Genomic DNA, 21,220 nt, shown 5'->3' with positions numbered 1-21,220 from the left:
CTGGCCCCGCCCGGGGATGGCGGCAGCTCCAAAGCCTGCGATTCGACGACGGCTTACTGTGTCAGCCGCGATGCCGCAAGAATTTGGCGGTCGGACGGCGGCAGGTCGAACCGGGGCTCGATTCCCAGCAGCGGCCCGATCCGGGAGATCACGTTGCCGGCGGTCGGCACCGCGTTCCAGCCCGAGGTGATGAAGCCATAGGTTTCCTTCAACGGCTGCGGCTCGTCCAGCATGATCAGCAGCTGGTATTTTGGCTTGTCCGCCGGGATCACTGCGGTGAAGAGGGTCAGCACCTTCTTCTTGGCGTAGCGGCCGTTGATCACCTTCTCGGCGGTGCCGGTCTTGCCGCCGATGTAGTAGCCCTTCACGTCAGCCTTGCGCGCGGTGCCGATCTCGGCGTTCAGACGCATCAGATAGCGCATCTTTTCGGAGGTCTCCGGCTTGATCACGCGCTTGGCGACCTGCATCGCCTCCGCCTCGGTGCGCTTCATGAAGGTCGGCGGGATCAGATAGCCGCCATTGACCAGCGCGCTGACGCCCATCACGCCCTGCAGCGGCGCCACCGCCATGCCGTGACCAAACGCGATCGTGATCGTGTTCAATTCGCTCCAGCGCTTGGGCAGGATCGGCGAGGCACTCTCCGGCAACTCGGTGCGCAACCGGTCGAACTGGCCCATCTTGCGCAGGAATGCCTTGTGGCCCTCGACGCCCTGAGTCAAAGCGATCCTGGCGGCGCCGACGTTGGAGGAGAAGGTGAACACCTCCTTCATGGTAAGGAAGCGGCCCTTCGGCTCGTCGTCGTGAATGGCGAACTTGCCGTAGTGCAGCGGCCCGCGCGCATCCCACAGCGAGTTGAGATCATACTTGCCGGTGTCGAGCGCCATCGCGAGGGTGAACGCCTTGAAGGTCGAGCCCATCTCGTAGACACCCGTGGTGAGGCGGTTGATCCGGTCTGGATCGTGCGCTTCCTTCGGGTTGTTGGGATCGAAATCCGGCAGCGACACCATGGCGATGATCTCGCCGGTCCTGACATTGACGACGAGACCGGAGGCCGCCTTGGTCTTGAACTTCTCCTTGGCCTTGAGCAGTTCGTCGCGCAGCGCATGCTCGACGCGTAGGTCGACCGACAGTTCAACCGGCCGCTGCAGTCGGTCGGTGGCGAAGCCGGCGCGATGCAGGTCGGCGAGGCCCTGATTGTCGAGCCACTTCTCCATGCCGGCGATGCCCTGGTTGTCGATGTTCACCAGGCCGATCAGATGCGCCACCTCGTTGCCGGTCGGATAGACACGCTTGTTCTCGCGCAGGAAGCCGATGCCCGGCAGGCCGAGGCGATGAATGTCCTGCTGCTGCTTCGGCGTCATCTCGCGCTTCAACCAGACGAAGCCCTTGCGCGACATCAGTCGGTCGCGGACCTCGCCCGTATCGAGATCCGGCAAGGTCGCCGTCAGTAGCTCGATCGCCTCGTCCTTGTCGATGAGGCGACGCGGCTCGGCGAACAGGCTCGGCGTCTTCACGTCGGTGGCGAGAACGGCGCCGTTGCGGTCGACGATATCGGGGCGCGCGGTGGCGATGGCGTCCTGCTGCGCGGCGCGCCGCGCGCTCGGACCATCCGAGCCGATCGCGAACATCACGAGGCGGCCGCCGATCACCGCGTAGACGGCGGCAAAGGCAATGATCGCGAGGCCGACGCGCGCGCGCGCCTTGGCAGTCCGATCGACATCGCGCCCATACAGCAGCGTGCGCACCAGACGTTGCCGCCAGGGTTCCTGCGGCTTGACGTCGGGCCGAAGCTGATCGGTCATTGCTGATCCTCCGGGCGACGCACTGACCCGGTCACGGGGGGCTCTTCGTTGATCGCGTCGATCGCATCGATCATCGATCCGATCGGATCCGGATTGTCCGGTCGCGCAAATCGCGGGGGCCGCTCCGGCAGATTCTTCAGGCTGTCGTATTGCGTGGCGTTGAGCGGCTTCAGCGGCAGATGCCGCTCGACCAGCCCTTGCAGCCGCAGCGGCGCGTCGAGCTTGGCCCATTCCGCGCGCAACACTGCGATGGCCTCGCGCTGCTCGCGGATCTCGGCGCGCAATTGCAGCACGCGCTCGACCCGTGCCGTGGAGTCCATCTTGATGCGATAGACATAGGCCGCCGCGAAGATCAGCGAGCAAATCACGACGAGGTGCAGGAGGCGCATCGGTCAGCCTCCTCGCAGGACATCGGCCAGGCGCGGCCAGGGCGAAGAAGATGCCGAAGCGTGCGCCGGCGCGGCCGTACGCTCGGCACCGCGCAGCTTGGCGGACCGCGCCCGAGGATTGGCTTCGGTCTCGGCTTCCGCGGCCACGACCGGCTTGCGGTTAAGCAGCTGGAAGCTCGGTGCCTCCTGCGCGATCTCGGGCAAATGGCGCGAGCCGCCGCCGGTTCTGCTGCGCTCGGCGAGGAACGTCTTGACGATGCGGTCCTCGAGCGAATGGAACGAGACGACCGCCAGCCGGCCGCCCGGTGCCAACACGCGCTCCGCGGCCGACAGCGCCTGTTCGAGCTCGTCCAGCTCCTCGTTGACGAGAATGCGCAACGCCTGGAACGTGCGCGTCGCCGGATGGATGTCGCCAGGCTTGGATCTCACCACGCGCGCGACGATGTCGGCAAGCTGCCGCGTCGTCGTGATCGGCTGTTCCTTGCGCGCGGCCACGATGGCCCGCGCCACGGCGCGCGAGTGCCGCTCTTCGCCAAAGATATAGATGACGTCGGCCAGAGCGCGCTCGGCAGCGTGGGCGACGACATCGGCGGCCGTCGGTCCCGTGCCGCCCATCCGCATGTCGAGCGGGCCGTCGAACCTGAACGAGAAGCCGCGCGCGGCGGAGTCGAGCTGCATCGAGGAGACGCCGACATCCATCACGACGCCGTCGACATGCGTGAGGCCTTGCGATGCACAGATGTCGGCCAATGCCGAGAAGCGGTTCTCGACCAGTTTCAGGCGATCGCCCGCTTCGGCGAGGAGACCAGCGCCGCCGGCGATTGCAGTGCTGTCGCGATCGATCCCTATGACCCGTGTTCCCGCCGTCGCCAGGATCAGGCGCGTATAGCCGCCGGCGCCAAAGGTCGCATCGACGTAGGTTCCGCCGTCGCGCGGCGCCAGCATCTCGACCGCTTCGGGGCCGAGCACCGGGACGTGTCGCTGGTCAGCCGTACTCACGCGGCCGCTCCGCGAGCGCGCCGTTGCTTCAGACTGATTTTGGTCGGCAGCGAGCCCATCGCGCCTTCGATCCTCGCGCCCCGTCAACTCGCCAAGCCATCTCTCGGGACGCTCCGTCATCCGTGGAGCCGTCACGACATCAGCAGCACGATCCGGCCACGTCGAGACCCTCGATCCGACAGCGATCGCACGGCGCCGGAGCGCCCCGGAACCGGTTTCGATCGTAATCTGCCGTGCAGGACCTTGCATCGTGGCGGCTTGCCGTCCCGAAAGCCGGCTTGGCTCTTCACCACTCAGTAACGGCGTTTAGCGTTAACAAACCGTTGACGGTCTATGGCGGATGTTAGGCACTTGGAGTGCGAAGCAGAGCCGGCGCGCCGGTCGGCGGACGTGCCGTCGCGATACAACGGTCGGCTCAATATCGAGGGCTCGCATGCGATTTCGATTGCGGCTGGGACATGTAAAAGAGTAGTGCCTGCCCATATCCGGTTTGAGCCATCGCCGCCGCCGTCCGCTTCGAGTCGTTCATGCCCAATCCCTCCGACAAGCCGGAATCGAAGCGTTCTCGTGCGCTGCCGATCCCCAAAGGCGTTGCCGACCTGCCGGTCTTTACGCCGGACTCGTCGGTCGCCTCCGACGTCATCCCGTCGGCCAATTTCGGCGAGCGCAAGGGCGGGCGCCAGCCGGACATGATCATTCTGCACTACACCGGCATGCCGGATGTCGAAGGGGCGATCACCAAGCTGTGTACCGCCGGCAGCGAGGTCTCCGCGCATTACGTCGTGCTCGAGGACGGACGCATCGTCCAGTGCGTGCCGGAGGCCTTGCGCGCATGGCACGCGGGTCTCTCGTCATGGGGCGGCGAGGAGGACATCAATTCCTGCTCGATCGGCGTCGAGATCGTCAATCGCGGCCACGATTGGGGCTATCCGGATTTCCCACCGCGGCAGATCGCGGCGGTGATCGCGCTGTGCCGGGGCATCATGCTCCGCCGCAACGTCCCGGCGCATCGCGTGCTCGGGCATTCCGACGTCGCGCCCGCGCGCAAGAAGGATCCGGGCGAGAAATTCCCGTGGCATTCGCTGGCGAATTCCGGCGTCGGCCATTGGGTGCAGCCGGCGGCGATCACCAAGGGCGAGACGCTGAAGCTCGGCAGCATCGGCGACGACGTCAAGGGCCTGCAGAAGGCGCTCGCCAAATACGGCTATGGCGTGCCGATCACCGGCAAATTCGACGGCATCACCATGGATGTGGTCACGGCGTTCCAGCGACACTTCCGCCCCGAAAAGATCGACGGCATCGCCGACCGCTCGACCTTGTGGACGCTGCATGCGCTGCTGACGAGCCTTCCGGCCGAGGATCAGGCGCCGCGCGCCTGACGCGTCAGGCCTCCGCGTCGAGCTCCCCGAGCCGGCGTGCATAGAGACGCCTGAGCGGCGCGAGCTGCGTCGCTGCGCTCGCCTCGCGATAGGCCGCGCTTGCCTCGTCGCGCCGGCCGAGCCGCCGCAGGAGGTCCGCCCGCACTGCCGGCAGCAGATCGTACTGCTTCAATCCGCCACGGGCGGCCAGCGCATCGACCAGCGCCAGCGCCCGCGCCGGGCCGTCGACCATCGAGACAGCGGCTGCATGATTGAGCTCGATCACCGGCGATGGTGCGATCCGCAGCAGAACCTCGTAGAGGCCGACGATCTGCCGCCAGTCCGTTTCAGCGTAACTGGACGCCTGGGCATGAAGCGCGGCGATCGCCGCCTGGACCGTGTAGGACTGCGGCAGCCCCTTCATGCCCAGCGCCTGTTCGACCAGCCCCAGCCCTTCGGCGATCTGCTCGCGATTCCACAGCGAGCGGTCCTGCTCCTCCAGCAGGACGATGTCGCCCGCCGCATCGGTTCGGCCGGCGCGCCGCGCATCGTGCAGCAGCATCAACGCGAGCAGGCCCTTGATGTCGCGCGCCTCCGGCATCAAGCCAAGCAGCAGCCGACCCAGCCGGATCGCCTCGCGCGCGAGATCCTCGCGAATCAGCTCCGTGCCGGAGGTCGCGAGATAGCCCTCGGTGAACACCAGATAGATCACGGTCAGGACGCCGCGCAGCCGCTCCTCGAGCGCGTCGCGTCCCGGCACCTCATAGGGAATGCCGGCGAGACGGATCTTCTGCTTGGCGCGGACCAGGCGCTGCGCCATCGCCTCCTCGCCGGTGACAAAAGCGCGGGCGACCTCGGCGGTGGTGAGGCCGCAGACCGTGCGCAGCGTCAACGCGACCTGGACCTCCGGCGCGAACGACGGATGGCAGCAGGTGAAGATCAGCCGCAGCATGTCGTCGTCGAGATCGGCCGGCGCGTCGGCGTCGTCGCTGGCGGCATCACGCTCGATCGCATGAACGATCTCCGCCTCCTTGTCGCGAAAATTGCTCCGCCGCCGGATGCGATCGATGGCCTTGTTGCGGGCGACATTGACCAGCCACGCCCGCGGGTTGGCGGGAGCGTCGGACCCCCGCCATTTGAGCAGCGCCGCAGCGAACGCATCCTGCAGCACGTCCTCGGCCAGATCGAAGTCACCGACGAGCCGGATCAAGGTCGCGAGTGCGCGGCCGGCCTCATCGCGGAACACCTTGTCGATCGCATCGGGCGTCATCGGTGACCTTCTCGGCAGCGAGCCGCACCGGTCTCAATGATTGTATTGCCAGACCGGCCGCACCTCGATCGAGCCGAGCCGGGCGCCGGGAATCCGCGCGGCAATCCCGATCGCCTCGTCGAGATTCTTGGCCTCGATCATGTAGTAGCCGCCGAGCTGCTCGCGGGTCTCGGCGAACGGACCATCGGTTGTGAGGATCTTGCCGTCCCGCACCCGCACGGTGGTCGACGTCGTGGTCGGCTGCAGCCGATCGCCGCCCTTGTAGTTGCCGCTCGAGATGATGGACTGGGTGAAGGCCTGATATTCCGCCAGCATCTTCCCTTCGGCCGCCTTCTCCATCTTCGCGTATTCGACCTCGTTCAGATAGATCATCAACAGATACTGCATCGGACTTGCTCCTCATGTTCGGCTGGATCGCCGACATCCAGTCGAACGGCGCCGACATGGAACGACACGCGAAGGATAATATTTTTCGCCGGCATGGCGATGGCTTGACGTGCTGCTCGGAAAGCCCCATTCAGGCCGCATCAGTCGGCCGGACGGCCGCTCCGGCAAGCGCCGAAAGGCCGCCGGGGAGGAAAGTCCGGGCTCCATCGACATGCGGTGCCGGATAACGTCCGGCGGGGGCGACCCCAGGGACAGTGCCACAGAGAACGAACCGCTTCCTCCCGCGAGGGAGGCAAGTAAGGGTGAAAAGGTGCGGTAAGAGCGCACCGCGGGGCCGGCAACGGAACCGGCATGGTAAACCCCACCGGGAGCAAAACCGAATAGGGACGGCCACGCGGAGACAATCGCCCAGGCACTTTGTGTCAGGCGATGACGTCCGCGGGAGCGATGTCAGGCTCGCCGTCCGGGTAGGTTGCCCGAGGTCACGCGCAAGCGCGATCCCAGAGGAATGGCCGTCGCGTATCGTCATGCGCAAGTGTGGCGGTGCCCTACAGAACCCGGCTTACAGGCCGGCTGATATGTTCATGAGGGGCTCGGCGCCGACAGCGCCGGGCCCCTCACCATTTGTGTTATCCCGCCGCCGAGAGCTGGCCAAACTCGATGGCCTGCCGCTCGAACAGGCTGCGATAGAGTCCGCCAGGCTTGCCGACCAGCGCGGCGTGGCTGCCCTGCTCGACGATGCGGCCACGATCGAACACCAGGATGCGGTCGAGGCTGCGCACAGTTGCCAGCCGATGCGCGATCACGATCGCGGTCCTGCCCTTCATCAGCCGCTCCATCGCCTCCTGGATCAGCGCCTCCGATTCCGAATCCAGGCTCGAGGTCGCCTCGTCCAGGATCAGCACGCGCGCATCCGCCAGGAACGCGCGCGCCAGCGCCACCCGCTGCCGCTCGCCGCCCGACAGCTTGACGCCGCGCTCGCCGACGAGCGTACCGTAGCCCTTCGGCAGCCGCGTGATGAACTCATGCGCGTTCGCAAGCCGCGCCGCCTGCTCGATCTCCGCCTGGCTGGCGCCCGGCCGGCCATAGGCGATGTTCTCGGCCAGCGAGCGGTGGAACAGGATCGGCTCCTGCTGCACGATCGCGATCTGGCTGCGCAGCGAGTCCTGCTTCGCATGGGCGATGTCCTGCCCGTCGATCAGGATCCGGCCGCCGCTCACGTCGTACAGCCGCTGTACCAGCTTGACGAAGGTCGTCTTGCCGGAGCCGGAGCGCCCGACGAGGCCGATCCGTTCGCCCGGCCGGATGTCCACCGACAGCCGATCGTACAGCGGCGCACGATGGCCGCCATAATGGAACGTCACCGCATCAAACACGATGTGGCCGCCCGTCACGGCGATCGGCCTGGCATCGGCGGCATCGACGATGCCGATCGGCTCGCCATGGATCGCCACCAGCTCGTCCATGTCGTTGACCGCACGCTGCAAGTTGTTGATGTGCATGCCGACGTCGCGCAGATAGGCATGGATCACATAGTAGCTGGTCAGCACATAGGTGACGTCGCCCGGCGAGGCCCTGCCCGCCATCCACAGCAGGACGGCGCCGCCGATCACCGAGGAGCGCAGGCACAAGAGCACGCCGAGTTGCGTCGCAGCCGTGGTGTTGTAGCGCAGCCAGGTACGGTTGACGCGCCGGGACCAGCGGCTGACGACGCGCATCAGCCTGAAGTCCTCGCGCGCCTCGGCGCCGAACGACTTCACCACCGCATTGCAGCTCAGCGCGTCCGCCAGGGTGCCGCCGACCTTGGTGTCCCAGGCATTGGAGATCCGTGCGGCCGGCGCGATGTAGCGGGTCGAGAACGCCACCGTCATCGCGACATACAGCACCGCGCCGACGGCGATGACCCCACCCAGCGCGCCCCAATGCAGGCCGAGCAGCACCATCGAGCCCAGCAGCACCGACAGCGACGGCAGCAGGGCCAGCAGGATGGTGTCGTTGTAGAGGTCGAGCGCCCACATGCCCCGGGTGATCTTGCGCACCGTGGAGCCGGCGAAACTGTTGGCGTGCCAGTCGGTCGAGAACCGCTGCACGCGCACGAAGGCGTCGCGCGCCACGTCGGACATGATGCGCAGGGTGAACGGCACGATCAGTTGCAGGCCCGACAATCGCAGCACGATCGAGGCAAAGCCCAGCGCGACGATGCCGGCGAATGCCACCAGCGCGGCATGTCGCGCATCGCCGTTTGCCGGGCCGAGCGTCAGCGCATCGACGAGCTTGCCGGAGAACACCGGCATGAACAGGTCGGCGGCGGTGGCGCCCAGCAGCGCGCATGCAATGCCGAGGGTCATGCGCGGCTGCTTCCGCCAGTGGCGGAACACGAACGGCATCACGACGCGGATGGCGGCGGGACGCTTGTCGGCCTTCAGGCCGGAGACGTCGACGGTCATGGCATCATCCGGCCGCGCGCGCAGCGCCAGCCGGCTCCAAATAATGCAGACGTGACGCGGCGCGCGGTCTGCGGATGAGTAATCAGGCGTTGGGAAGTTAGGCGGTGGTGCTCAAAGCGAGCGGCCGAACACCAGGACAGGCATCGAACGGGTGCACGCGATCTGCAGATGCGATGTGGTCATGCAAATCTCCCCGGTTCGAGCGACAATTCTTGTTCCATACCATCGAGGGTATGATTTGGCAACCCGCGGCGCGCGCGGGGCCGCTCACGTCAATGTGCGTCGCCGCCGCCGGCCATCGGCGAGCTCGGCTTGTTGAGCAGCATCACCATGAAGCTCAGCGCGATGTAGAAGCAGGTCAGCATGAAGAACGCATCGCCATAGCCCATCACCACGGCCTGGCGGTGCACGATCTGCGAGAGCTGCTTCATCGCCATCAGCGCCGAGTCACCCATGCCCTGCAGCTTCTGCTGCAGCATGTTGAGCGTCTCCACCGCAGTGGCGTTGCCCCAGTTGACGCGCTCGTGCAGGCGGGAGATGTGCAGGTCGGTGCGATCGTTCAGCACCTGGTTGATCACGGCAAGGCCGACGGCGCCGCCGAGATTGCGCATCAGGTTGAACAGGCCGGAGGCGTTCTTGACCCGGTCGGGCGCGAGCGTGCCGAGCGCGATGTTGTTGGTCGGCACCATCGCGAACATCATGCCGACGCCGCGCAGAACCTGCGGCAGGAACAGCTCCCAGAAATCGTAGTCGCGGGTGATGCCGGTCATCTGGTAGGAGCCGATCGCGAAGATCACGAGGCCGAACGCGATCATCAGGCGCATGTCGATCTTCAGCATCAGGCGTCCGACCACCGGCGCCATCAGGAACATGGTGACGCCGGAGACGAACATGGTCTCGCCGATCATCAGCGCGCTGTAGCCGCGGACCTCGGCGAGATAGCGCGGATAGATGTAGGTCAGGCCATAGAGGCCGATGCCGATGCAGAATTGCAGCAGGCAGCCGACCGCGAAGTTGCGGTTGCCGAACGCGAAGAGGTCGACGATCGGCTCGTCCGCCGTGAGCACCCGCCAGAAGAAGCACACCGCCGAGACCGCGCAGACCGCGGCGAAGATCGCGACCGAGGTGTCCTGCAGCCATTCATATTGCGGCCCCTCCTCCAGCACGTATTCGAGCGAGCCGAGGAAGCCGGCCATGAACAACAGGCCCCACCAGTCGAACCGGTCGAGCAGCTCGAAATGCGGCTCGTCGAAATCGACCAGCGCCAGCACGCCGATCGTGATCAGGATGCCCGGCGGGATGTTGACGAAGAACAGCCAGTGCCAGGACATCGCGTCGGTGATGTAGCCGCCGACGGTCGGGCCCACGGTGGGCGCGAGCGTGGCGACGAGGCCGATGATCGGACCGACGATGTGGAATTTGGTGCGCGGAAACACCGTGTAGGCCGAGGCGAACACGGTCGGAATCATGCCGGCGCCGAGGAAGCCCTGCAGCGCGCGCCACAGGATCATCTGCTCGATCGAGGAGGCGAAGCCGCACAGGAAGCTGGAGATGGTGAAGCCCGCCGCCGAGATCGCGAACAGCAGCCGCGTGCCGAGCGCGCGCGACAGGAAACCGGACAGCGGGATCGCGATCACCTCGGCGATCAGATAGGCGGTCTGCACCCATGACACTTCGCTGGAGCTTGCCGACAAACCCGCCTGGATCTCGGTCAGCGACGCCGACACGATCTGGATGTCCAGGATCGACATGAACATGCCGAACACCATGATCAGGAACGCGATCAGACGCCGCGGCGCGATGCGGTCGGACGGCGCCGCCGGCGCGCTCATGGTGGGGTTGGCTGTGGTGGCGGTGGCCATGGTCAGTTAGTCCGCTTGGATCGAGGACCGCGCCGCATTCCCGGTGCGCTCCCCTCCCCCTTGTGGGGAGGGGCTGGGGGAGGGGGCCCACAACGGCGGTCTCGCCCGGAGTACCCCCCTCCCCAGCCCTCCCCCACAAGGAGGGAGGGAGCTGACTTCCGATGACGCGACAGCTCGTGCCCTCGCATCAGTTCAAAATACTTTCCCTGTCCAACTACTTCCCCTGCACCGTCGCCGATGCGTCGAGGTCGGCGTCGGTGTCGGCATCCTTGGCGTCGGTGGTGTCGACGGTGACGTAGACCGACATGCCGGCGCGCAGCAGGTTCTGCCGCGCCACCTCCTTCGGCACGCGGATGCGCACGGGCAAGCGCTGCACGATCTTGGTGAAGTTGCCGGTGGCGTTGTCCGGCGGCAGCAGGGTGAACACCGAGCCCGAGGCCGGCGAGATGCTGTCGACCACGCCCTTGAAGCCGCGCGCGCCATAGGCGTCGACCTTGATCGTGACCGGCTGGCCCGGACGGATGCGCCTGAGCTGGGTTTCCTTGAAGTTCGCATCGATGAAGACGTCGTCGAGCGGCACGACGTTGCCGAGCCGCTGGCCGACCGCAATGAAGTCGCCGGTGTTGACGAGGCGGTTGGAGAAAGTGCCGTCGACCGGCGCGCGCAGGGTGGCGAATTCGAGATCGCGCTCGGCCTTGGCGAGCGAGGTCTTGAGCTCGGCGAGCTGCGCCTGGGCCTCCACCTGCTGCGCCTTCGTCACCTCGACATTGTCGCGCGCGGCGTCGTACGCGGCACGGGCGGCGCGGACCGCCGCCATGCCCTGGTCGCGCGCGGCTTCCGACTGCTCGAAGGTCGCGTGCGAGGCAAAACCCTTGCTGCTCAGCGCCTGCTGGCGCTCATAGTCGAGCCCGGCCCGCTTCATCGCGGCTTCGGATGAGGTGAGATTGGCCTGCGCCTGCTCGGCGGCGCTCTGCTGCGCGGCGACCTGGCGGCCGATGCGCGCGATGGTCGCCTCCTGCGTGGCGATCTTGCTGCGGGCGGCGTCGACCGCGATCTTGTAGTCGCCGTCGTCGATGCGGAAGATCACGTCGCCCTTGCGAACCACGGAATTGTCCCGCGGCACGATCTCCTGGATGTGCCCGGAGACGCGCGCGCCCAGCATGGTGTTGTTGGCGCGGACGTAGGAATCGTCGGTCGAGACCATGAAGCGGCCGACCAGATAATAGTGCGTGGCATAGCCGGCGGCGGCGAGCGCGAGCAGCACGCCGATGCTGGCCAGCACCCGCTTGCGCTTGCCGGATTTCGGAGCCGCGGCGGCTACGGCCTGCGGCTTCGCGTCGGCGGGAGCGCCGGCCGGCGCGGGCCGTTCGGGCGGAGCCTCGGTGCTGACGTCGGCCTTCAGGTCGGCCGGCTTGGCATCAGCAGGCTTGCGCTGCGCCGTGTCGCTGGCCTGCGGCCGGACCGGCTCAGAACTCGTCTGTTCCGGCGCCTCATCAGCGTCCGGACGGCGCGCCCGTACAGCCTGATCTCTCGCAGCGGCCATCAGAGACTCCCACCCATGACAGCGGGGCCGCCCAGGCCCCGAAAATTCCGACCGAACCGTTCGGTCAATCCACATCTACCATTGACCGAACCGTTCGGTCAATCTATATCTTCGCTACCGCAACATATCCGCGCAGATGCTTTTGTGACGTTGGCACCGGCCAAATCTTCGGGAACAGCCTAAACCAATGATTGAGCCGGACCACACCACCACCCATGCGACGTCGGACGACGATTCCTCGAAGCGCCGGCAGATCCTCCAGGGCGCCCGCAAAGTGTTCATGGACCTGGGTTTCGACGGCGCCAGCATGGGCGAGATCGCGCGCGTCGCCGGCGTCTCCAAAGGCACCCTCTACGTCTACTTCGCCGACAAGTTCCGCCTGTTCGAGGCGATCGTCGAAGAAGAGAGCGTGCATCGAGGTGCCTCGAACTTCAGCTTCGATCCCGCCCGCGATGCCGCGACCGTGCTGTACGAGTTCGGCACCGCCTGGATCGCGGTCGTCTGCCGCCCCGGCGGCGGATCGGCGATCCGCACCGTGATGGCGATCGCCGAACGCATGCCTGAGGTGGGACGGCGCTACTATGATTGCGTCATCGAGGGCACGATCGGCCGGCTCGCCGCCTATCTGCAGGCCCGCGTCGATGCCGGGGAGCTCGCCATCGACGATTGCCACCTCGCCGCATCGCAATTCCAGTTGATGTGCCAGGCGACGCTGTTCCTGCCCTTCATCTTTCAGGGAGCCCCCGCCCCCTCGCCCGACGAGACGCACAAGGTGGTGGCGAGCGCTGTCCGCATGTTCCTCGCGACCTACAGCATCAAGAGTTGAGACGCCGCTGACCGCAGCGATGCGCGCGCCGATGTCGGCACAACAGATATCGGCGCCAGACATGTCAGCCCGAGATATGTCAGCATGAGACATGCGCTCTCCTTCTCGCGGCTGGTGACGCCCGAGCTCTGCAATCGGATCACCCTCGAATCGATCGGAGGGTGCAGGGAAGGCCGGGCGCTGGCCGCGCCCGTGGCCCGCCTGCTCAAAAAAATGCAGGCGGCAGGTACCACAGGTTCAGCCGAGATCACCCGGCCCTCCCTGCGCGATGGGCTTACGATTTATACGTACTCTCCCCGGTGTCCGGGCTTGTAGCCACCGTCGTCCACGGCAGATGCCAAACATCTGCCCGTGAACTTGACGCCAGCATCGGGGCGCCAGGACCATACGACTTCATCGTCCTGCCGGTCGCGTTCGTCCGCTCGCGATTCCAGCGCGCTGCGCGCCGACAGGCCACCGCTCCCCGCCTCCAACGCTCGTGACGACCGCGAAACGTCCCTCTTCGATCGAGGCGGGATGGAGGGAGACAACCATGAAATTCGGAAAAATGGAAGCAGAATATTTTTGAGTGGGGGACTGGACAGGGCAAATCAGCTTGATGTGGTTGAAGAAATCAGTATCCACGCGCACGCCGTTTCCGGCGTTCGCGAACGTAGCTCCAGCGTCATTGCGAGCGAAGCGACGCAATCCAGGGCGTCACGCGCGACTCTGGATTGCTTCGTCGCTTCGCTCCTCGCAATGACGATGGAGCGGGCGCCACGCCACACACGCGCCGTCATCGCCCCGCCTTCCGGGCGATCCAGTACGCCGAGGCGCACGTGATGGGGCCGATAGGCCGCGGCTTACTGCATCCCCGCCTGCGCGGCCATGACGGCGGAGGGTGCGGAGGGCCGTCCGCTCCAAACTCCGCGTCGTCCCGGGTTGCCCGCGCTGCCACCAAATAAACAGTGTCATCCCGGGCAAGGCCGCCAACGCGACAGCGTTGGCGGACGCCGACCCGGGATCCATACGCCGTGGCGGATGTGGCTAGGCGGGATGGAGCGGCCATCGTTCCTCGAACTCCTCCCTGTGGTTATGGATCCCGGATCGGCGCGCGCGTACCGCGCGCTTGTCCGGGATGACGACGGAGGTTGGGACTGGCGGTGTTGGCACCGACGCCCAGGTGTTCTGATCGCCAGGAAACTCGCTGAACCCGCTCCTACTTCTTCCCGCTCTTCGTCGCTTGGGAATGCGAATGACTGTGGCTGCTGCTGTGGCTGTGCGAATGGCTGTGCGCATGTCCATGCCCACGGGTCGCCTCGATCGGCATCATCGCGACGTGGCCGTGGCGGACGCCGCGTTCGGCGATGACGTGGTCGGCGAAGGCCTTGACCTCCGCCCGCTCGCCCTTGAGCACGGTGACCTCGAGGCAGCTCTCCTGGTCGATGTGGACGTGCAGGGTCGCCTGGGCGAGGCCGGAATGGTCGTGCGCCTCCTGCGTCAGTCGCTTCGGCAGCTCGCGCGCGGCATGGTCGTAGACATAGCTCAGCGTCGCGATGCAGGGGCGGCTGTCGCTGGCCCCGGCGTCCGCCGTCTCCAGGCCGCTGCGCAACAGATCGCGAAACGCCTCCGAGCGGTTGTCGTAGCCGCGCCGGGCCATGAAGGTGTCCACCTCGGCGAGCAGGTCGTCGTCGATCGTGATCGTCAGGCGCTGCATGTCCCGTCTCCCTGAGCTGCGCGGCAAGCGCCTATCCACCGCATGAGTATGATGTATTCACGTTGACATCATACCGGTGTCACCTTAGCGTTCTTTAACATTCGACAGTGGGGCGATCCAAGCGAGCATGTCGCGGGCCAACGAAGGCGCGCGGCAGTTGATGATGCATGCCCTGTGGCGAGTTCTAGGGGCGTGACGATGCGGTGGTGTGGGGCGAGTGTTGGCGTGCTGATGGCGGCCTTGGCGCATCAGGCACAGGCACATCCGGAACGGCCCCCCGCAGAGCTGCCGACAGTCGATGTGGATGCGCCCAAACGGACCGCCAAGCCCAAGCCGCAGGCGCGACGCACGGCACAGCGGCCGGATTCGGATGCACTACGCCCGCGCATCGGAGCGACGCCGGCCGCGACAGCCGCGGCAGCGACGCCCCCATCCGGCACGCCCAGTGCCGGCTCCGGTGCGCCGCACCCGCAGGGCATGGCGAGCGAGGTCGTCATATCAGGCGAGGAGATCAACGCCCGCCCAGCCACGCGGCCCGGCGAGGTGCTCGAAGCCGTGCCCGGCCTGATCGTCACGCAGCACTCCGGCGAAGGCAAAGCCAACCAGTATTTTCTGCGCGGCTATAATCTCGATCACGGCACCGATCTCGCGTTGTTCGTCGATGACGTGCCGGTGAACATGCGCACCCATGCGCATGGCCAGGGCTATGCCGATCTCAACTGGCTGATGCCGGAGACGATCGGCCGGGTCGACGTCCGAAAGGGCCCCTACTTCGCCGACGAAGGCGATTTCGCCTCGGTCGGCAGCGTCCATATCGGCCTGGTGGACAGCGTGCCGAAGGCGATCGCACAGATGACGGCCGGCAGCTTCGGCTATCGCCGCTTCTTCGGCATGGACTCGGTGCATGTCGGCGACGGCCATCTGCTGATCGCCGGCGAGGCCGGCCGCTATGACGGTCCCTGGACCACGCCCGACGACGCCAAGAAGCTGAACAGCCTGGTGCGCTACTCGCAGGGCACGGCGACTGACGGCTTCTCGATCACCGGCATGGCCTATGCGAACCGCTGGACCTCGACCGACCAGGTGCCGGAGCGCGCCATCACCTCCGGCGATCTCGGCCGCTACGACGCGTACGATCCGACCGACGGCGGCAAGACCAACCGCTTCGCGCTGTCGGGCCGCGTCGCCGGCACCGACGAGGCCGGCTCGTGGAAGGCCAACGCCTATGTGGTGAAAAGCCAGCTCGATCTCTACAACAACTTCACCTACGCGCTGCGCGATCCCGACAATGGCGATCAGTTTCACCAGCACGACGACCGGCTGATGGTCGGCGCCAATGCGTCGCGCACCTTGAATGGCAGCTTTGCTGGCCGGCCGATGGAGACCACGTTGGGCATCCAGACCCGCTACGACGACATCGCGTTGGCGCTGAGCTACACAAAGCAGCGCGACTATCTGAGCTATGTGCGCAACGACAAGGTCGGCGAAGGCAGCGTCGGGTTGTATGTCGAGAACACCGTGCGCTGGACCGACTGGCTGCGCACCACCGTCGGCTATCGCGGCGACTACTATCAGACCCACGTCTATTCGCTTTATAACGGCAGCAACACCGGCGACGCCGCGGCAAGCCTCGGCAGTCCGAAATTCCGCATGGTGCTCGGGCCGTTCTATCAGACCGAGTTCTTCCTCGGCGCCGGCTACGGCATGCACAGCAACGACGCCCGCGGCGCAACGACCACGGACGATCCGACCGCGCCCGGCAACCGGGTCGACTCCTCTCCGCTGCTGGTCCGCACCAAGGGCGCCGAAGTGGGCGTGCGCACGCGCATCATCCCGGGGGTCGACTCGTCGCTCAGCCTGTTCATGCTGAACCAGGACTCCGAAATCCTGTTCTCCGGCGATGCGGGGAATACCGAAGCGAGCCGGCCGAGCCGGCGCTACGGCTTCGAATTCACCAACCATTATCGCCCGCTACCGTGGATCGACATCGACGCCGACCTCGCGATGACGCATGCGCGATTCGTCGGCGACAACACCGACCAGGCCAACGCTTATAATGACCTCGTTCTGGCCGGCGCGACGGCCGAGGTGCTGCGCGGCAACGCGCCCGGCAACTACATCCCCAACGCGCCGGCGATGATCGCCTCGGCCGGCATCACGCTCGGCGAAAAGACCGGGTGGTTCGGGTCCTTGCGCTGGCGCTATCTCGGCTCCACGCCGCTGACGGAGGACAACTACTTTCGCTCCACCGCGACCAGCGTGTTCAACGGCCGCATCGGCTTCCGCGACGCCAATGGCTGGCGCATCCAGCTCGACGTGCTGAACCTGCTCAACACCAAGGCCAGCCAGATCTCCTACGGCTACGGCTCGCTGCTGCCGACCGACCAGCTCTACCAGGCGTGCTATCCCAGCGGGGGGACGTCGACCGTGCCGGCGCAGGTCTGCCAGACTGGCGTGATGGACCGCGTGCTGCACCCGATCGAGCCGCTGACGTTCCGGGTGACGGTGGCGGGGACGTTTTGAGGTCAGCGCGAGAAAGTTGTACTAATATTTCTTGAGACGACATAGCTCGCAGCGGCCCCACCTCTCCCCGCTTGCGGGGAGAGGTCGGATTGCATCGTCAGATGCAATCCGGGTGAGAGGGTACAGGTCTATCCACGTGCGCTTCCCCTGCGTCTGCCCCTCACCCCAGCCCTCTCCCCGTAAAGAACGGGGAGAGGGAGCCCACCGTCCTCGCCGCAAGAGCCTGCGTTACATCTCAGACCGCTCGGATTTCTTCGTGCAGCATTCGCAGCCTGCGACGATATTGCGAACTCGTGATAGGATGAGCCTCCTCTGCACCAAACGGCCATACCATGCCCGACCGCGCCAGCCATTGGCAGACCGTCTACACCACCAAGGCCGAGACCGAGGTCAGCTGGTACCAGGACGACCCGGCGACGTCGCTGCGGATGATCCGCGAGGCCGGTGCGACGGCGGCGTCGCGGATCATCGATATCGGCGGCGGCGCCTCGCGGCTGGTCGATGCGCTGCTCGCGGCCGGCTACGGCGCGCTCAGCGTGCTCGACATCTCCGACGCCGCCCTGGCGACGGCGCGCGGCCGGCTCGGCGCCGCGGCGGCCGGGGTGACTTGGATCGCGTCCGACGTCACCACCTGGACGCCGGACGCGCGCTACGACGTCTGGCACGATCGGGCCGCCTTCCATTTTCTCACCGCACCTGAAGACCGCGCCGCCTATGTCGATCGCCTGCGCGCGGCGGTGGTGCCCGGCGGGGCCGTCATCATCGGCACGTTCGCGCCCGATGGTCCGGAGAAGTGCAGCGGGCTGCCGATCGTGCGCTACGACGCCCACAGCCTGGCCGCAACGCTGGGTCCTGCCTTCACGCTAGAGAACAGTTGCACCGAGGCGCATCGCACGCCGTGGGGCGCGACGCAGCAGTTCCAGTTCTGCCGCTTCCGCGCCGGTTAGAGCATGATCCGGAAAAGTGGAAACCGGTTTTCCCTCGCGACAAACGCCGAAGGCGTTTGCGCGGAGATCATGCTCAAACAGGGAGATGAGATCATGATGCGATTCCGTGGAATCGCATCATGATCTGGTCAGCAGCACAGAGGCGGGCCATCCGACACGACGGGAATCTCGATGTCCTTGTCCTCACTGCGCGCGGCATCGTCCGCGCCGCCAGCGGCGGTCGCTGGCTCCGGCGGCACACGCCAGGGGATGGGCTTCGGCGGCATCCGCTCCAGGCGCTGCGCATCGGCGACGGCGCGGCGTGCGGTCTTCAGCGAGCGGCAGACCAGCACAGCCTGCTCGGCGGTGCCGACCTCGAAGCCCGCCCCAATCGCCTTGATGCGATACGATGCCATCTCCGCCTCTCCCAATCCGGCAGCAACCAGAACCCCGCGCGCCTTGTTCCTGGCGACTGTGGCAGGTCTAGTGTCGGCCAATGGCGGACGGCAAAACTGGTCAACGAACTCCTAATGCGCAGCGCGCGACGTCGGCGTTTCCGTTTCGGGGCGGGACAGAGCGCCTTCAGGCGCGGCTGACGGCGAAAGAAATCCACAGCCGCGCACAGCGCGAAGCGAATGACAAAGAGTGAGGGGATGGTCGGGCCGGGAGATGCGACGCGCTATTCGCCATTGCCACTCAATCGTCCCGGAATTCGTCTTCCTCGTTGATCAACTGACCAATCGACTTGGCTTGCTTGCGCGGCGGGATCGAGCTGGTGACGTCCGGCCCGCGCTGGCCGTAGCCGTAGCGCCGCTGCTGCGCGCGCGCCGCCACCGCCTCGCCGGATTGCGCGGCCGGCTGACAGATCAGGCGGCGGCTGGCGCGGCGCATCAGGTCCACATGGATGTGATCGTAGTGATAGACGTTGGAGCCCGGCGCCAGCACCGTGGTGAACTGCTGGCACGCGCCGCCCTGGACGTCGCGCAGAAAACCCTGCTCCTCCGGCAGGCCGATCCAGCCGTCCTTGACGGTGATGCGGCGACCGTCGGCGAGCATGAAGGCGGAGATGTCGAGCGCGTTGCCGAAGGCGTGTTCCGAGATGTGCGCACTCGGATTGCCGTTCATGCCGCGGCAGGAATAGGCCGAGATCTGCTTGATCTCGACGACCTTGGTGCCGAACCAGCGCTGCGCCGCCGGCTGCACCGATTCAGCGATCCAGCGGTCCAGCGCCGAGACGATCGGACAGGCGAGCGTCGCGGTCGGCTTCACCGCGACCGGGCCGACGGTGCCGACCGGATCGCGCGACGGTCCGAGCCGCGGCGGTGGTTCCTGCTGCGGATAGGCGGTGCGCCCGGCAGGCTGCCCGCGATAGGGCGCGGCGGGATAGGACGCGTCGGCCGGCTGGTCGACGTCGTCCTCGCCGGCCGGTGGATCGAGTTGCAGCGGCGCGCCGGGCGGGACGCCGTAGGACGGCGATGCCGGACCAGGATAGGCCGCGTTCGACGACGGATAGGCCGGCTGCGGCGCGGCCTGTGGCTGATAAGTTGCAGGCGGGGCATAGCGTTGCGGCGGCGGGTTGATCGGCCAGCGCGGCTGGCCGCCGATCGCGGCCGGCGGACGCAGGCTTTCGTCGGCAAAGCCGTAGCTCGCGGTCGATTCGCCGAGCGCCGCCACCTTCAGCGGATAGTCGGCGCCGCACATGCCGGGGCCGGTGATCGGGTCGATGCGGACGATGTCCGCGCTCTCCTTCACCGCGCCCGATTTCAGGCAGGCGATCTCGGCCTCGGCCCGCCACGGCTCGCGTTCCTGGAAAAATCCACGGCCGCAACCCGCAAGCGAGACAAGGACGATGGAGCCGACGAGATACAAACGAACTCCGCGCGTCATATGCAGAGGTTTGCGGCAATTTGCTTAAGGACCTGTCAATGCCGTCCCTTTACGGCACGCAAACCATCGCGACGTGAAAGGCAGTCGTTTTACGGGGAAGCGACAGCCGCGCTGTCTTTTTTGCCGATGCCGATCTTGTATGTGTGGCGCGCGCTCTGCGGAGCGCAGGCGTCAAGAGCCAGCGCACACCAGGTGCGCGAGAGATGCGAAAACGGGAGCCGTCCCATGAGCCTTGCCGATCGGCTGAGCATGGTGGTCACGTATGTCGTGTTTGCATTTGTCGGCGCGATCATCGTCGGGATGATCTGATCGCCGAGATCCGATCGATCAATTGACGGGCCGCGTGCGGCCCCGGCCCCATCGTCTCTTCGGCTCTCCGGCTGTGACCCTCGTCACAGATCGCGCGGTCACCCGCGTCTAAGAGTTCCCTCAGGTTCACGACGCCGTCCGAGGGAGCTCATTCATGAAGACCGTGTATCTGGCCGCAGCAGCCGTTCTGATCGCGAGCAGCGCCGCGCAGGCCGGCAGCTCGATCGCGTTCAATTTCGACGGGCACAAGATCCGCGTCACCGTGCCGCGCAACTGCCAGTCACTGTCCTGCCTGCAGGTGTCCGGCATCGACCTCAGCGGGCTGAAATCCTCCAAGCTCGACGATGACGATGCGCAGGCGAGCGGCGCGCCTGCGACCGGCGCTCCGGCCGCAGCGGCGCCCGTGGCGGCTCCGCCGGTCGTCAACGCGCCGACGCCCGTCGCCGCCACGCCAGCCGCGGCCGAGCCTGCCCCCGCAGCGCCCGCTGCCGCCGCGCCATCCACGACGGTGCAGATGCCGGTGCCGCCGGCTCCGGTCGCTACGACCGCGCCTGCTCCACAGCCGGCGCCAGCACCCGCGCCGGTCACGGTTGCCGCGGCGCCTGCCGCAGTTCAGCCGGCTCCGGCGCCGGCGCCGGCAGCCGATCCGAACTCGCCGCTCGGCCTGTGGGCCACCGAGGGCGGCAAGGGCAACGTCGTGATCGAGCCGTGCGGCGCCAACATCTGCGGCTTTGCCGAGAAGACGCGGGAGAAGATCCTGATCAACATGAAGCGCAAGGACAGCAAGTGGGTCGGCCGCATCCACGATCCGGACGGCGGCGGCAACTACGACTCCACCGTGGTGCTGAAGAATCCGAGCACGCTGCGGGTCCAGGGCTGCGCCTTCGGCGGCCTGTTCTGCGGCGGCCAGACCTGGAAGCGCGTGAGCTGACCGCCATCCCTCGACATCGGCGAACGCAAAGGCCCCGCCGGGATCAGCACCGGCGGGGTTTCCTG

Annotated in this window: 16 protein-coding genes and 1 other RNA gene; 6 read left to right on the top strand and 11 right to left on the bottom strand. The window is 66.6% G+C overall.

The genetic code is table 11. The features are described from left to right. Positions 1-53: 53 nt before the first annotated feature. Genes QW845_RS13785 through rsmH form a run of 3 tightly spaced genes read right to left on the bottom strand, consistent with a single transcriptional unit; the run spans position 54 to position 3,190 of the window. The gene (locus QW845_RS13785; protein WP_315802110.1) at positions 54-1,802 is read right to left on the bottom strand and encodes a penicillin-binding protein 2; all 1,749 of its coding nucleotides are present in this window, start codon (positions 1,800-1,802) and stop codon (positions 54-56) included. Continuing rightward, complete coding sequence (locus tag QW845_RS13780) at positions 1,799-2,191, bottom strand: hypothetical protein (RefSeq protein WP_315713444.1); 393 nt, start codon at positions 2,189-2,191, stop codon at positions 1,799-1,801. Before QW845_RS13780 ends, QW845_RS13785 begins: the two co-directional genes overlap by 4 nt. Before the next feature lie 3 nt (positions 2,192-2,194). Beyond that, positions 2,195-3,190: a 16S rRNA (cytosine(1402)-N(4))-methyltransferase RsmH gene (gene rsmH, locus QW845_RS13775; RefSeq protein ID WP_315802109.1), complete on the bottom strand. Its 996-nt coding sequence runs from the start codon at positions 3,188-3,190 to the stop codon at positions 2,195-2,197. A gap of 527 nt (positions 3,191-3,717) precedes the next feature. Between rsmH and QW845_RS13770 the strand changes: the two genes are divergently transcribed. Next, a complete protein-coding gene (locus QW845_RS13770; protein WP_315802108.1) occupies positions 3,718-4,569 on the top strand; it encodes an N-acetylmuramoyl-L-alanine amidase in 852 nt (283 codons plus the stop codon). Positions 4,570-4,573: 4 nt separating this feature from the next. Here the strand turns inward: QW845_RS13770 and QW845_RS13765 are convergent, their stop codons facing one another. Continuing rightward, complete coding sequence (locus tag QW845_RS13765) at positions 4,574-5,818, bottom strand: RNA polymerase sigma factor (protein ID WP_315802107.1); 1,245 nt, start codon at positions 5,816-5,818, stop codon at positions 4,574-4,576. A gap of 33 nt (positions 5,819-5,851) precedes the next feature. Continuing rightward, entirely contained in the window at positions 5,852-6,205 is a 354-nt protein-coding gene (locus QW845_RS13760; RefSeq protein ID WP_315802106.1) for a YciI family protein, read from the bottom strand. 140 nt (positions 6,206-6,345) lie between these two features. Between QW845_RS13760 and rnpB the strand changes: the two genes are divergently transcribed. After that, an RNA gene (rnpB, locus tag QW845_RS13755) (RNase P RNA component class A) lies at positions 6,346-6,786 on the top strand. A 48-nt stretch (positions 6,787-6,834) separates the two neighbouring features. Here rnpB and QW845_RS13750 read toward each other — a convergent pair. From QW845_RS13750 to QW845_RS13740, 3 genes are all read right to left on the bottom strand, one after another. Further along, on the bottom strand, positions 6,835-8,652 hold the full coding sequence (locus QW845_RS13750; protein WP_315802105.1) for an ABC transporter ATP-binding protein: 1,818 nt from the start codon (positions 8,650-8,652) through the stop codon (positions 6,835-6,837). Between the two features lie 272 nt (positions 8,653-8,924). Further along, on the bottom strand, positions 8,925-10,514 hold the full coding sequence (locus tag QW845_RS13745; protein ID WP_315802104.1) for a DHA2 family efflux MFS transporter permease subunit: 1,590 nt from the start codon (positions 10,512-10,514) through the stop codon (positions 8,925-8,927). Between the two features lie 214 nt (positions 10,515-10,728). After that, positions 10,729-12,057: an HlyD family secretion protein gene (locus QW845_RS13740; protein WP_315802103.1), complete on the bottom strand. Its 1,329-nt coding sequence runs from the start codon at positions 12,055-12,057 to the stop codon at positions 10,729-10,731. A 187-nt stretch (positions 12,058-12,244) separates the two neighbouring features. Here QW845_RS13740 and QW845_RS13735 point away from each other — a divergent pair, with 187 nt between their 5' ends. Beyond that, positions 12,245-12,883, top strand: a complete 639-nt coding sequence (locus QW845_RS13735) for a TetR/AcrR family transcriptional regulator (protein WP_315802102.1) — start codon at positions 12,245-12,247, stop codon at positions 12,881-12,883. A gap of 1,198 nt (positions 12,884-14,081) precedes the next feature. Here the strand turns inward: QW845_RS13735 and nikR are convergent. Then, the gene (gene nikR / locus QW845_RS13730; protein WP_315802101.1) at positions 14,082-14,579 is read right to left on the bottom strand and encodes a nickel-responsive transcriptional regulator NikR; all 498 of its coding nucleotides are present in this window, start codon (positions 14,577-14,579) and stop codon (positions 14,082-14,084) included. Between the two features lie 231 nt (positions 14,580-14,810). On the opposite strand from nikR, the gene QW845_RS13725 reads away from it, so the two are divergent. Together QW845_RS13725 and QW845_RS13720 are read left to right on the top strand one after the other, a co-directional pair. After that, entirely contained in the window at positions 14,811-17,102 is a 2,292-nt protein-coding gene (locus tag QW845_RS13725; RefSeq protein ID WP_409997910.1) for a TonB-dependent receptor, read from the top strand. A 332-nt stretch (positions 17,103-17,434) separates the two neighbouring features. Continuing rightward, positions 17,435-18,049: a class I SAM-dependent methyltransferase gene (locus tag QW845_RS13720; RefSeq protein WP_315802099.1), complete on the top strand. Its 615-nt coding sequence runs from the start codon at positions 17,435-17,437 to the stop codon at positions 18,047-18,049. Between the two features lie 128 nt (positions 18,050-18,177). Here QW845_RS13720 and QW845_RS13715 read toward each other — a convergent pair whose 3' ends face one another. Next, a complete protein-coding gene (locus QW845_RS13715; RefSeq protein WP_315802098.1) occupies positions 18,178-18,444 on the bottom strand; it encodes a hypothetical protein in 267 nt (88 codons plus the stop codon). 280 nt (positions 18,445-18,724) lie between these two features. After that, positions 18,725-19,915, bottom strand: a complete 1,191-nt coding sequence (locus tag QW845_RS13710) for an extensin family protein (RefSeq protein ID WP_315802097.1) — start codon at positions 19,913-19,915, stop codon at positions 18,725-18,727. A gap of 463 nt (positions 19,916-20,378) precedes the next feature. Here QW845_RS13710 and QW845_RS13705 point away from each other — a divergent pair, with 463 nt between their 5' ends. After that, complete coding sequence (locus QW845_RS13705; protein WP_315802096.1) at positions 20,379-21,155, top strand: DUF2147 domain-containing protein; 777 nt, start codon at positions 20,379-20,381, stop codon at positions 21,153-21,155. Positions 21,156-21,220 lie beyond the last annotated feature (65 nt).

This window comes from Bradyrhizobium sp. SZCCHNS3002 (assembly GCF_032377435.1).
Taxonomy (GTDB): domain Bacteria; phylum Pseudomonadota; class Alphaproteobacteria; order Rhizobiales; family Xanthobacteraceae; genus Bradyrhizobium.
The sequence above is the reverse complement of the archived record's forward strand: the minus strand, read 5'-3'. Positions and strand labels throughout refer to the sequence as shown.

What these genes read in the sequence shown, in the direction of transcription:
- QW845_RS13785 (WP_315802110.1), bottom strand. Translation starts at nt 1,802, where the DNA reads ATGACCGATCAGCTTCGGCCCGACGTCAAGCCGCAGGAACCCTGGCGG.
- QW845_RS13715 (WP_315802098.1), bottom strand. Translation starts at nt 18,444, where the DNA reads ATGGCATCGTATCGCATCAAGGCGATTGGGGCGGGCTTCGAGGTCGGC.
- QW845_RS13740 (WP_315802103.1), bottom strand. Translation starts at nt 12,057, where the DNA reads ATGGCCGCTGCGAGAGATCAGGCTGTACGGGCGCGCCGTCCGGACGCT.
- QW845_RS13770 (WP_315802108.1), top strand. Translation starts at nt 3,718, where the DNA reads ATGCCCAATCCCTCCGACAAGCCGGAATCGAAGCGTTCTCGTGCGCTG.
- QW845_RS13720 (WP_315802099.1), top strand. Translation starts at nt 17,435, where the DNA reads ATGCCCGACCGCGCCAGCCATTGGCAGACCGTCTACACCACCAAGGCC.
- QW845_RS13780 (WP_315713444.1), bottom strand. Translation starts at nt 2,191, where the DNA reads ATGCGCCTCCTGCACCTCGTCGTGATTTGCTCGCTGATCTTCGCGGCG.
- QW845_RS13705 (WP_315802096.1), top strand. Translation starts at nt 20,379, where the DNA reads ATGAAGACCGTGTATCTGGCCGCAGCAGCCGTTCTGATCGCGAGCAGC.
- QW845_RS13725 (WP_409997910.1), top strand. Translation starts at nt 14,811, where the DNA reads ATGGCGGCCTTGGCGCATCAGGCACAGGCACATCCGGAACGGCCCCCC.
- QW845_RS13760 (WP_315802106.1), bottom strand. Translation starts at nt 6,205, where the DNA reads ATGCAGTATCTGTTGATGATCTATCTGAACGAGGTCGAATACGCGAAG.
- QW845_RS13765 (WP_315802107.1), bottom strand. Translation starts at nt 5,818, where the DNA reads ATGACGCCCGATGCGATCGACAAGGTGTTCCGCGATGAGGCCGGCCGC.
- QW845_RS13710 (WP_315802097.1), bottom strand. Translation starts at nt 19,915, where the DNA reads ATGACGCGCGGAGTTCGTTTGTATCTCGTCGGCTCCATCGTCCTTGTC.
- QW845_RS13735 (WP_315802102.1), top strand. Translation starts at nt 12,245, where the DNA reads ATGATTGAGCCGGACCACACCACCACCCATGCGACGTCGGACGACGAT.
- nikR (WP_315802101.1), bottom strand. Translation starts at nt 14,579, where the DNA reads ATGCAGCGCCTGACGATCACGATCGACGACGACCTGCTCGCCGAGGTG.
- QW845_RS13745 (WP_315802104.1), bottom strand. Translation starts at nt 10,514, where the DNA reads ATGGCCACCGCCACCACAGCCAACCCCACCATGAGCGCGCCGGCGGCG.
- QW845_RS13750 (WP_315802105.1), bottom strand. Translation starts at nt 8,652, where the DNA reads ATGACCGTCGACGTCTCCGGCCTGAAGGCCGACAAGCGTCCCGCCGCC.